4 protein-coding genes are annotated in these 13597 nt (G+C 42.8%); 3 read left to right on the plus strand and 1 reads right to left on the minus strand.

Going from position 1 to position 13597, the window contains the following annotated elements; genetic code table 11:
- Positions 1-8: 8 nt before the first annotated feature.
- Positions 9-206 carry a transposase gene (locus HUJ19_RS10035; RefSeq protein ID WP_290623998.1) on the minus strand — a complete coding sequence of 66 codons (198 nt, stop codon included), beginning with the start codon at positions 204-206 and terminating at the stop codon, positions 9-11.
- Positions 207-461: 255 nt separating this feature from the next.
- Here HUJ19_RS10035 and HUJ19_RS10040 point away from each other — a divergent pair, with 255 nt between their 5' ends.
- The 3 genes from HUJ19_RS10040 (at position 462) to HUJ19_RS10050 (ending at position 13596) form a co-directional block, all read left to right on the plus strand.
- The gene (locus HUJ19_RS10040) at positions 462-1253 is read left to right on the plus strand and encodes a type IV toxin-antitoxin system AbiEi family antitoxin domain-containing protein (RefSeq protein WP_290624000.1); all 792 of its coding nucleotides are present in this window, start codon (positions 462-464) and stop codon (positions 1251-1253) included.
- A gap of 45 nt (positions 1254-1298) precedes the next feature.
- On the plus strand, positions 1299-2219 hold the full coding sequence (locus tag HUJ19_RS10045) for a nucleotidyl transferase AbiEii/AbiGii toxin family protein (RefSeq protein WP_290624002.1): 921 nt from the start codon (positions 1299-1301) through the stop codon (positions 2217-2219).
- A gap of 670 nt (positions 2220-2889) precedes the next feature.
- Complete coding sequence (locus tag HUJ19_RS10050; RefSeq protein WP_290624004.1) at positions 2890-13596, plus strand: SpvB/TcaC N-terminal domain-containing protein; 10707 nt, start codon at positions 2890-2892, stop codon at positions 13594-13596.
- Position 13597 lies beyond the last annotated feature (1 nt).

Here is a 13597-nt window from a genome sequence, read left to right on the forward strand (position 1 = left end):
AGCAGCCACTAAACTGAGAGAGCCTGACTGCTTGATGTGTGGCCACCAAGCTCTAACTCTAATTGTTTCATCCAGTTACGCAGAGTATCGTCATGTACATCCAGAACTCTACGGGCTTCTGTAAAACTATAATCCTGATTTAGCACTAGGCTTGCTGCTTCATACTTGAATTCTGAACTAAATCCTCGTCTTTGTATTCTTTCCATTGAACACCTCGTTACCAGGGGTAATACAGCCCCCCTAAAAGGGTATTCGGGTTTAGTGTTCCACTGTAATGCTTTTTAAATTTGCAAGTAATTCCCTTTCATGACTCCCCTATAAATACTTTGTTGGAAAGACATTGAGGCCTAAAGTTTCAACAAAAGGTTTAACAATATTAAAATATGTCGCTTTAAAACTTGCTTTTCTGGTATTTATTAAACTATGATGGGTTGGTTTAAAAATAATTGGATTTGTCACCTTTGGCTATACATAGAGAAGAAAAGTTAAACTCTCTGCTGTCCACTATACCTGAAGGGGTGTTGGTTCCTTCTAAGTGGTTGGTTCAGCGGGGGTATTCACGTCAGATACTCAACGGCTATGCTCGTAGAGGCTGGCTAGAGCAGGCTGCGCATGGGGTTTATTATAAGCCGGGAAGTAAGCTGGATTGGCAATCTCTTGCTCTTGGACTTCAGCACTATTTAAACCATGATTTATACCTAGGAGGGAAAACCGCTCTGGAGCTACAGGGTTATGCCCAATATTTACGCCTGGGGTCTAAGTCGGTTATCGAGTTATGGGGAAGTGATCATTTACCGGGGTGGGTAACAAAGGTCAGTGATGAGTTAAATACTGATGTTTTACGTCGTAATAAGTCTTTGTTTAAAAGTTCTTTAGGGCAAGAGTTCTTTACCGATTACCCTAGTCGTGTCAGGGATTGGACTATCAGGATCACTAAGCCAGAGCTTGCTATCCTGGAAGTTTTAAGTCTGGTTACTCATAGCGAGGCTAGCTTTATTCATGCCGCTGAGCTGATGCAGGGGTTATCCACTTTACGACCTAAGCTTCTTAATCGTTTATTGCAGAGCTGCACACACGTTAAGACAAAACGTTTGTTTTGCTTCTTGGCGAGTTATTTTCAGTACTCGTGGTTTAAGCATTTAGACTTGGAGCAGGTTGATTTAGGTAGTGGTAAGCGGGAAGTGACCAAGGGTGGGGAGTATAATTCCGAGTTTCAAATAACCGTGCCTAAAGATTATCAAAGCAAATTTTAATGGCCCAGCAATTCATAGAGCAAGCAACTCAAAGTAAAGGTTATCATGGATAAGACATCATCGTATTATCAGCAGGTTCAATTGTTGGTTTCTGTTTTACCGTTTGTGGCTAGGGAAGATATCTTTGCACTAAAGGGTGGAACCGCTATTAATTTATTTGTGCGTCACTTTCCGCGCTTGTCAGTAGATATCGATCTTGTGTATTTGCCACTGAAATTGCGAGACGAAGCCTTAAGAGAGTGTCGAGATGCTTTGGACCGAATTGCTCAGTCTATTAATGAGCAATTAAGGGATGCTACAGTCATTCAATCATATCGGGATAATGACGATAGCCTGAGACTTATCGTGAAACTCAATAATGTCGGTATTAAAGTTGAGTTATCGCCTGTTTTAAGAGGAACTGTTTTTGAGCCAGAGGTGAGAGCGTTAGTAGAGTCTGTTGAGGATGAATTTGGTCATGCTGAGATGCAGGTTGTGTCCATAGCTGATCTTTATGCAGGAAAAATTTGTGCCGCTCTCGATAGGCAACATCCTAGAGATCTCTTTGATGTTAAGGAGTTATTAGCCAATGAAGGGGTAACTGATGATATTCGGCAGGCGTTCTTAGTTTACCTGATTTCTCATAATCGTTCTCCAGAGGAGCTTCTATTGCCATCATTGCAACCGATTGAGGAGATTTTTAGTAGTGCCTTCCAAGGCATGACTTTTGAGCCAGTAACCGTCGAGCAGCTAGTTATAGCAAGGGATGAGCTGATTGAGTTAATCAATCAAAGTCTGCTGGACTCGGAAAAGCATTTTCTTCTGAGTTTTTACCGTGGTCATCCTGAGTGGGAGTTGTTACCTTTTGAGCATATAAAAGATTTGCCTGCGGTGAAGTGGAAGCTGGTAAATCTTGATAAGATGTCGCCTGCAAAGCGACGCGACAGTATAAAAACATTAGAAAATATATTAGGTATTGAATCATGAGCGCATCAGAAATTGTCAATGAAGGTTTGGAACTGCGCTCATGTTCTTAGAGACGATGGTAGTGCAATGACTGCACCGCATAATAGAATAAGGAAAGAAAATGGAAATACAGCATCCTTAGGCTTGGTTACAACCTCGGAAAATCAAGCTGCTCGACTGATATTAATGTCCTGGAATTGAGACCACCTTCGAGGTTCCTAGTAAGAAAGCAACCAGTGGCAGATAGCTGAAAGACGTTCAAGTACTTCAAAATAGGAAGGGTAGTGCGTCATATTGACGCACATCCGTATTGAAGATTAAGGAATTGATTGTTTATGGTACTCACACAGAACCTTAATGCCGGGCAGCCAATAAACTGAGGGAGGTATAGCCAGTTTCAACTTTCTCAACTCGTTATAATTGCATTTCTGCATGCCGTTGCTACAAAAGGATACATTTATAATAAGATTTGAAATAAATAAATTACCTCTCTATTTTTTTGCCAGTTAAGTCAAATATGCATTTGCTTGTGTGTGCTAGTTAACACTAAATTAATAGGTTATAAGAAACTTTATCTTCTACTAGTGTCATTTGTTCTTTGGCTCATAGATTTCCTAGTCAAATGCGCATTAATTTTGATGCAGCTCCGATTTGACGAGCCTGCAAAGTCTGATTAAAATTCGCGCGCTTTGTGGTCAATAAAAAAGAACCGCATAACAATAATTTGAATTTACTGGGATTTGCTGAGGGAATTAAGATGGGGATGTTTTCATTTCGCCAATATTTGGCTGCTATTCTATTGCTTTTAACTTTTCAGTTGGTTTCTCTTGAAGCTGCCCATGCAGAAATTTGCTGGGATCCGTTGAGTGTTGATGAGCCTACAGGTGATGACAGTCTAAATAAAGGAAAGTCAGGTAATAACAAAAAACAAAATGGGAAAGGTAAAAACGCCGACGATGGACTATCTATATTAAATCTCTGTAACAACCCAACTCCCAGTCCAGCAACACCCTCTGCACCAGGGACTCCCTCTGTAAGTCCTACGAATAGCACAAATGGTGCATATCAAGTTTCGTGGTCAGCTGCTTCAAGCATGGTTACCAGCGGTTCAAATGCTTGGGGTTACCAGCTTGTGGAATATCGTGGTGGCACTTATGTAAAGACTTATACCACGAGCCCTACGACCACAAGTCAAAGCATTTCCGGCAATCCAGATGGCAATTACAGATACAAAGTCCGAGGCTGTAATTTAGATTTAAATACTGGTGTGCCTAAATGTGGTTCTTACAGTTCCCTAAGCACCACAAACCTGGTCCGTAATAAACCCTCGACACCATCCGCACCTTCTGTTGGTTCATCAACAAGTACAGGCAGCATTGCTGTGAGTTGGACCAAACCATCGGGGACTGTAAGTTTCTATCGTTTACAAAAGCGAGTTAATGGTGGAAGTTGGACTTGGGCCAATACCAATGTAAGCTCAACCAACACAACTGTATCAAGTTTAACTGATGGTAGCTGGGACTTTAGAGTTCAGGCATGTAATGCTTATACGTGGTCCTGTTCAAGCTTAAGTGCGGATTCAGCCAATAGCACCGTCAGAGTTAAACCCAGTGTCGCAGCTGCCCCCACTATCAGTTCTAGTACAAGCACTGGTACTGTGACCGTGACTTGGGCGAAACCATCAGGAACCGTCACTTTCTACAACCTTCAGAAGCGTAACAATTCAGGTGGCTGGTCGAATGTTGTTACCGGCTTTACAGGTACTAGCCGCAGCGTATCAGGCCTAACCGATGGCAGTTGGGATTTCAGAGTACAGGCATGTAACGGTTACAGTTGGGCTTGCTCAACCCACAGTGCCGACTCTGCAAACACTACCGTTAGAATAATACCCAGTGTTGCAACAGCTCCCACTATTAGCTCCAGTACCAGTACTGGAACTGTAACCGTCAGTTGGACTAAACCATCCGGAACGGTCTCCTACTATAATCTTCAGAAGCGCAATGGTTCGGGCAGCTGGACGAATGTTGTTACCGGTTTCACTGGTACTAGTCGAAGCGTATCAGGTCTAACTGATGGCAGTTGGGACTTTAGAGTACAGGCTTGTAACGGATACAGTTGGGCTTGCTCAAGTTACAGTACAGATTCCGCAAACACTAGGGTATTGGTTAAGCCAGCTACTCCAGTAGTCCCAACAGTGTCTACTTCTACAAGCACTGGGAGCGTAACGGTTAGTTGGGTGAAACCGTCAGGAACGGCCACTTACTACAATCTTCAGAAAAGAAACAATGCTGGAAGCTGGACGAATGTTGCAACAGGGCTTACCGGTACCAGCAGAAGTGTATCAGGACTAACCGATGGCAGTTGGGATTTTAGAGTTCAGGCGTGTAATGGCGCGAGCTGGTCATGTTCTGGTTACAGTTCCGATTCTTCAAATACTACCGTTAGAAACAAACCGAGTAACGCAACTGCGCCAACAATAAGCTCTAGCACCAGCACTGGCAGTGTCACCGTTAGTTGGGTGAAACCGTCAGGAACGGTCACTTACTACAATCTTCAGAAAAGAAACAATGCTGGAAGCTGGACGAATGTTGTTACTGCTTTTTCGGGTACCAGTCAAAGTGTATCAGGACTAACCGATGGCTCTTGGGATTTCAGAGTTCAGGCTTGTAATGGATACAGTTGGGCCTGCTCTAGTCTAAGTAGTGACTCTGCGAATGTGACGGTAAAAGTACCACCTTCTACTCCAAGCGCTCCAACCTTAACATCCACAACGAGTACCGGAACCTTAACAGTTAGTTGGATTAAACCGGCCGGAACTGTTAGCTATTATAATTTGCAGAAGCGCAGTAATGCAGGAAGTTGGACAAGTGTGGCAACCGGCATTACAACTACAAGCAGCAGCGTTTCAGGTTTAACGGATGGGAGCTGGGATTTTAGAGTTATAGCTTGTAATGGAGAGAGCTGGGCATGTTCATCCGCCAGTGTAGACTCTTCCAATGTTACAGTCTTTCAAAAGCCCTCCAATCCATCAGCTCCTTCAGTTAGTACAACGACGAGTAAAGGATCTTTAGGACTTAGTTGGGCTGAGCCAAGTGGAACTGTAACTTATTACAATGTTCAGCAGAGAAAAGATGGTAGTAGTTGGACAGCTTTAGTTAACGGTTATACCGGCACAAGTTATTCCGTTTTAGGTTTAACTGATGGTGTTGTTGAGTATAGGGTTCAGGCTTGCAACAATCAATCCTGGGCCTGCACCAGTTATAGTGCCAGCTCTGAGGTTGTGACCGTAAGAGTTATACCATCGGCGCCTACTGCACCAACCATTAATTCAAGTACAAATAATGGAAGTATAACACTCAGTTGGACTAAGCCTTCAGGAACAGTAAGTTTCTACCGAATTCAAAAAAGACTTGGAAGCGGAGCGTGGGAGTGGGCTAATTCAAATGTCGCAACAACTACTACCTCGATATCAGGATTAACTGAAGGGAGTTGGACGTTCAGAGTTCAGGCATGTAATGAATTCACTTGGAGCTGTTCAGTATTTAGTGAGGTTTCTAATACAACATCAACATACCTAAAGCCGGTGACTCCAGCAGCACCTGCACTATCATCGTCAACTTCTTCTACTGGAAGTTTAATGGTGAGCTGGGTCAAGCCATCAGGAACAGTTACCTACTATAATCTTCAGCAGAGAATGGATGCAGGTAGTTGGTCAACAGTTCGAACCAACTATGCTTCAACCAGTGTCAATATTTCAGGCTTAACCGATGGCGATTGGGACTTTAGAGTACAAGCATGTAATAACTATTCTTGGGCATGCTCTAGTTACAGTACCGATTCTTCTAACATTACAGTGACTCTTCCTCCTTCACCTCCTTCATCGATAAGCGTGTCAGGAGCTGTGAGTTTACAGTCTGGAGTGTATGAAGATTTCGATGGCATGCACGTCATTTCATGGGGAGAGTCAACAGGCTCTTCAATCACCTATGAATTAGAGGAGCGCCTTAAGCCATACAGTGAAGCAAGCTACGGGCTTTGGGCAGTGGCTTACAACAGTACAGGCAGATCAAAGTCATTCGCAGATCGTGATGATGGGGATTGGGAGTATCGTGTCAGAGCTTGTAATAGTTCGGGTTGCAGTGCTTACTTAGAGCTAAACGGTAGAGTTAAAGTATTAAAACCTCCATATAGCCCAACCAATGTGAATGTTCCTTCAACCGACGACGATGGTGCTTATACTCTGAGTTGGTCAAACGGTGGCGGTATTGTTGAACGATATGAATTTGTTGAAAGTCCCGATTACTCTCCAGCTGTATCGGTAGGAACCGCAACGAGTAAGGTCATTTCAGGTAAAGGTGATGGAACCTGGGACTATAAAGTTCTTGCTTGTAACTCTTCTGGTTGTAGTCATTATGGGTTTAGTAACAGTGTTACGGTCTCTCACCCAACACCATCTGCACCAGCTAGCATTACAGTTCCACCACAAACAGCTGAAACTAGCTACCAAATTACTTGGGAAGCGAGCACTTCATCATCGCTAGATAACTATCAAGTGTCACAGCAGCATGAGTTAAATGGTTGGTCGGCCTGGACAAATGTTTCTGGAACCAGCTATCAGGTAACAGTAGATAAAAGTGGTGATTGGACACATCGTGTTCGTGCCTGTAACAAGCTACCAGATAATACTCGCAAATGTAGCTCGGCCAAAACGTCCAGTGTGGTTAATGTCCAACTGCCAGCGGCTTGGGCTAAAACGGGCGGCAATGTTATAGACCAGACTTATGGTTACACTGAAACCTTAACCAGTGATGAAACTGTCGGTGCCGTTGAAGGCTCCGGCGGCGTTTCCGGTGGTGCGGCGGCCTATAATATCCCAATTGTGATCCCTCCAGGTCGAAAAGGGATGCAGCCCAATGTGAGCCTCAATTATTCATCTCGTTCCGGTAATGGCATTGCGGGTGTGGGTTGGAGCTTATCAGCAGGTTCTAGTATTCATCGTTGTAGCGCAACTTATGCCCAAGATGGTTATAGTAAAGGTGTCACCCTAAGCCCTGAAGATAAGCTGTGCTTAGATGGCCAACGACTTATTCTCGTCAATGGTACTTATGGTCAATCGGGCGCTGAGTATAGAACCGAACTGGATTCGTTTTCGAAGATCACTCAATTAGATGGCGGAATTAACTCAGGAGCTTCTTTTGAGGTAAAACATAAAAATAATCGAACTAGCTACTACGGTGATACCTCTGACTCAAGGCACGTCCCTGAGGGTTTGGCACATCCAATGACTTGGGGAATTAGTAAGCAAGAGGACTCTAGTGGCAATCGAATAGATTATATTTATCAAAGCTATGGTGATGGCGAATATCATATAAAAGAGATCCTCTACACTGGTTCTGGCTCACTGCAGGGAAATCGTAAAGTAAGTTTGGAATATGAAGCCAGAACTGACATCTCTAGAAGCTTTAACTCTGGTGGGTTAACATTAAGTACCAAAAGACTCAAAAGCATTAGAACTTATGTAGGGAGTGCATTAGTTCGCACCTACAATATAGCCTATCTTAACAGCAACTTTTCAAACCGTTCACTTCTGAGTTCTGTCCAAGAATGTGCTTCGGGTAAGTGTTTGCCTGCAACAAATTTCGATGTTTACCACCCATCCATACAATGGGATAACAATGATTCAAGTTCAAGTACTAACCAAGCGCTTTCCGAAATCGGGGAAATTGGTGGGAATGACTGGGTAGGTTATAAGGATCTGAATGGTGATGGCTTGCCAGAAGTTCTATATCAGTCTGCTGAATACGATAGTCTAGAAAATTTAGTTGGTTTTATAACGACTATCTATAGTAGGGATAATGCTACAGGCAATTATACCGATGTCTATACTTCGGATGATACTAATTCAACAGTATATCCCGATGGTCGAAATCATGGCGATCTCAATGGTGATGGCATAGTAGACTTCTTTGTCACTGATAGCTCTAGACGGGTTAGTTTGAATCAATTTGAAGAAGACGATTATGGTAATTTTAATTTAGTTAATCTTGGCTTAACTAATATTACAATGCCTACAAGTTATGAAAGTAATCGTGAGTGGGGCGCTAACACACTTCAAATTTTAGACTTGAATGGCGATGGCTATCAGGACTTCTTATTCATTGATAACGTCAATAAAGTTCAGGCTTATTTCAATAAAGCAAATGGAGCCATGGAGTTCTTAGGGCCTTACTCCATAAAGACACTCAGTGAGTACACCTACGACACTAAGGATTATCGAGAGCAAATCAGTTTCAGAGACGTAGATGGTGATGGCGTCATTGACCTGATGCGCACATGGCAAAATGGCGTAACCAGCATGGTGATCAACATCGATTTTGGTCGCATTAATTTGTCAGGTGTTTGGGTTTCGGATGAAACGCGTAATGCAAGTCAGTTAAATCTGCCAAGTAATCTGTTCAGCAATCAACACACCTTTGCCGATATTAATGGTGACGGCCTGACAGATTTTGTTCGACCTGTTGAAACTGCCTCAGGTTTTGATTGGCGTGTTCGAGAAAATCTCGGTAATCGAGCTTTTTCCGTTGAGAAATCTCTCGGTACTTCTGTAGGTATCCATAAAAACAACTTCCTTAACGCTAGAGGCAGAATCTCGACTCGAGTCCAAGCTTTATGGGGCGGTCTGCGCGTTGCTGACTTCGACAATGATGGTGTCGATGAATTATTAGTTGCTACTGGAAGTAGTGATGATGTCTGTGTGAATTTTTTTGGTAATCCAAATGAGACCGGTAGCGATGAGCCTTATTCTGTGAAAGTCTGTAATGATGCACTTCATGCCAGTCATGCGGATTTGGATAGTCATCAGGGTACGGATATAGCCATTGACTGGGCACGCTATGACACACGCCGTTTTAATTGGGATATTTTAGACCTGAAACAAACGACTCAAGGGCCAACAATTGATAGAAGAATTCAAAATGTCGTTAAAGCTCCTTTATCCTCTTTCATGGTATTAAGTGGCCGTAGCCATAAGGCTCTGGAACTTGAGGATAACGATAATAATGGAACAATTGACTTCAATTACAAAGTAGCCACATCATATCAACAGGGTGGTAACGTACGAGTCGGTGGGGTAATGTATTATCGGGCTAGTGTGTCAATGAGTTACCAATCCACCAGCCCTTCATTTGCTAGTGGTTATTTTGAGCAGAAAAACCTGATGGGGTTGGGGGCTGATTTAGGCAAATTAGCCGATACTAATTATCAAGTCGAAAATGGTTTGGGCCAGAAGTTCCAGTGGAGCTATGCACCACTATCTCGCTGGTTACTTGATAGAACCAATGGCGAACCGTTTTATGATGTGCCTAAGGGTAATGCTCGATATATCGCAAACGATCCAAAGAAAGAGAACTTCTATTTCACATCTTCAATGTATGTGGTTTCGAATAGTTATCAATCAAACGGTATCGATTCTAATTTTAATGAAACTCAGTACAACTACCGAGAAGCCATTTATAACCGTGCTGGTCGTGGTTTCCAAGGCTTTAGGAGCGTCATTGTCGATGACTTAGCAAGTGGTATGCGTTCTGTCACTGACTTCCATCAGATTTTCCCCAAAGCAGGTAAAATCCAAGAAGTGAGAACATGTCTTATTGGTGACTCTCTTTTTGAGTGTCAGGGTAGCCCACTGTCTAAAACAGTAGTAAACAGCTATCACGAGAAAAATACACTTCCTAATGTATACTGGGTTTATCCCGCAGAAACAGTCAAAGAGGATTATGATTTAAATAATAGAACGACAGTTTTAAATCATGAAAAGACTATCATCGGTGGAACCATTTGCTCTTATGCTAGCGTAGGTTGTGATACAGATATATATGGAAATGTGTTGTACAAATCTGTAATTAAAGATAATGGTTTTCAAAAAGTCGGATTAACAGAAACCAAAACCTATGATTACTCTTATTCCGATGACTGGTGGATCAATAAGATTCAATCAAGCAGTGTAACTACAACAACTATTGATCAAAATTTTGCTGTGCCAATTGCTGCAGGAACTGATGTTGATCAGTCTTCATACAGTCAGTATACCTACGACTCTAGTGGAATTTTGCACCGCATACCGACCTCAACGGTTACTACGGCAAGTGGGACTAGTCAATCACATACCACAACGGTCAATCTGAATACATTCGGTCAACCAACGACGGTGACTCAACAAGCTAGTGGTAATACCGGTTCAGATCTGAACAGAAAAGTAACAACAACTTATAGCGCTGATAGTTATTTCCCTGAAACGGTTACGAACGATAAAAATCACACAACGAGTACAGTGATTTCAGCCAAACACGGACAGCCGATCTCAGTTACAGATGCCAATGGTAATACGGTGAATTACACCTACGATACCTTTGGTCGCGTTAAATCGATAACAGTACCTGGCGGAAAGCCGATTGAGACAGGCTATCAATGGTGTTACAGTTCCTGTCCAGATACTGCGGCAGTCTACTTTGAGTTTACTAAACAAGAAGGCAGCCCAACGGTTAAAACCTATAAAGACATGTTTAACCGAACGGTAATGGTGGAAACGATTGGATTTGACGGCTCATCAATTTACACGTCGGTTGATTACGATAAATTAGGTCGAAAAACCTTTGAATCAACTCCTTCATTCTATTCATCGAATACTACGGGTACTCGCTACAATGGTTACGATGTATTAGGGCGGTTAACTAATAAAGAAACCGATAGAGAGAATAGTAATACTTACTACACAACCTATTCTTATTCGGGTCACAAAACTGATATTACCGTTACCGATGGTGGTAATGTATTGTCTATGAGCCGCACATATGGCGGCGATGGTAAATTGATTCAAACCACTGATGCGATGGGCGGTGTCACACGTTACGCTTATGACAGCATGGGTAATCCAATCACCCTGCAAGATGCCAACAGTAATTTAATTCACGCCTGGCACAATGGGTTTGGTCATAAGACTAAAGTAGACGACCCAAATATGGGTGTGAAAACCTTTGTTTATAATACCTTCGGAGAAGCGGAGCAGGAAATTGATGCCAACGGCGATACGCTTATTATGCAATATGATGGTCTCGGCCGTCTGACACAACGCTCTGTTAATGGTTCAGCTCAGGCCACATTCACGTATGACCGAGTACCTAAAGGTTTAGGTCTGCCAGCCTCTGAATCAGCAACGGGAATCCAAAAAGAGTTCTATTACGATGAGTATTCCCGCCCATACCGTCAGGTTACTACCATTGACAGTACGCCATACGAAACTATCACTGAATACGATAATAACTTTGGTCGTGTTAAGGCGGTTGAATATCCAGGTAGCGGTATCAAAGTCGGTTATGCCTATAACCAGTACGGTTACCAAACCAAAACCTTTAATGCCAATAGTGGATTTGTCTATCAGGAAGTTACCTCACGTGACCACTTCCTGAATGCCGTAGAGACGTTAAAAAATGCGGGCACATTAGCTGAGTCGCGCAACTACGATACCGTGACTGGCCAGCTGAAAAGTATTGTTGCCAGTGCGGGTGGTGTGCAGAAGCATTTCCTCGATTACTGGTATGGCAGTTTCGGCAACCTGGCCTGGCAGGAAGTGCAGTATGAAAACGGTGCAAAAACCAGCCGTGAAGATTACAGCTATGATAACTTGCACCGACTAACCTACAGCACTCGTAGTTTTACTGGAATTACGCACACTGAAGATCCAATTACTTATAGCTATGATCAAGTAGGTAATCTTTTAGTTAAGACTGATTACGCTACCACCATAAGCTATGGCGGTACTGGGAAAGCCAATGCCGGTAATGCAGGTCCCAATGCGGTCCTGTCGATTACTAAGCCAGACGGTAGAACTGCTGATTATACTTACGATAACAACGGTAATATGACCAGTGGTGACGGCAAATCCATCAGTTACAACGCTTTCAATAAACCGATTAGTATCAGCAAAGGCGGCATTAACAGCACCTTTGCTTATGGTGCTGACTTGATGCGCTTTAAGCAGGTCAAAACAGGTTTACCAGAAGGTGACGAAACCACGATTTACCTCGACAAAATGGTTGAAATCGTCAAGCAGGGAGGTAGCACCATCACCCGAACCTACATCGATGATATCGCCATCGTGAGTAAAGAAGAGATAGTGGGTCAGCCATTAGCCGATCACAAAATTCGTTTTACTCTTCGTGATAGATTAGGTTCCGTGGTAACGCTGGTAGATCACAACAACATAATCACAGAAGATCGAAGTTACGACCCATTTGGTAAACCAAGAACAGCTGGTCTGATGGATGTTGCTCCCCCAACCTTAAGCGCTGTCGTCGGTGGCGAACCCTTCACCAACCGAGGTTTCACCGACCATGAACATCTCGACGACGCTGAACTCATTCATATGAATGGACGCGCGTACGATTACAATCTAGGCCGTTTCCTCTCCGTTGATCCGTTTATTCAAAGCCCTGGCAATAGTCAGTCGATGAATCCATATAGCTACATCATGAACAATCCGCTGGCAGGGACTGATCCGACAGGTTATACAAGTGTGGGTAATTTGGGCGTTACAGAAGAACACTGTAATTTCATGTGTATGACAGGAATGGATAAATTTACTTGGGCTGGAGATAATGGGAAGAGAGGACAATCGAAGCAGGAACTAGACCGGGAAATTGCAGCACTTGGAGGTCAAAAGAATTTAGAGGCATATGATTGGTATCAAAACCATAAGAGGAGAGTTACTGTTACGCCAGTGAGTGGGGGGACAAGCAATTACTTTGACCCTCCTGGAAACTGTCAAAATACTTGTACATCCAGAGATTTCACAGATAAGGAAAAAGAACAGATTAGAACCAGAATAAATGAAATGTCAGCTGATATTATTAATGCGTCCTATGGGTCTTATGATGAAGCTGCTTCTGCACTTCATAACTCTGGACTAGTAGAGTACTTTGACTCTCTCGGTATTGAAGGCTGGGCAGTTATTTCTCAAGATGATTTTTCTATCAAAGAAGTAGGCACTGGCTTTAGCGGAGCTTTTGCTAAGGGCGTTTATGATAAAGGGCATTATTCATTAGGTGATGCTGTATGGCATACTCATCCAAACGGAGGAGATGTTTGGAATGGTGATTGGAAAAGTGCTATGAAGAATCGTGCTAGCAGAATTTATGCGTCCGGTAGAGATTTAACCTATATTAATGCTGGATTGTCTTCAATTGGTTTGCCAGATAAACCAATACAGTCATGGCAAGACTGGGATAATTATACTGGTTATTATGAATATACAGTTCATAATTTAACAACTTCAAAATCTTTTAAAAAGCAAGAGATAAAGGCTTTTGAGAAAGAAAAAACTGGTGATTCTTGGTACTATTGAT

Source organism: Kangiella sp. (assembly GCF_014762745.1).
In the GTDB taxonomy this organism is placed as follows: domain Bacteria; phylum Pseudomonadota; class Gammaproteobacteria; order Enterobacterales; family Kangiellaceae; genus Kangiella.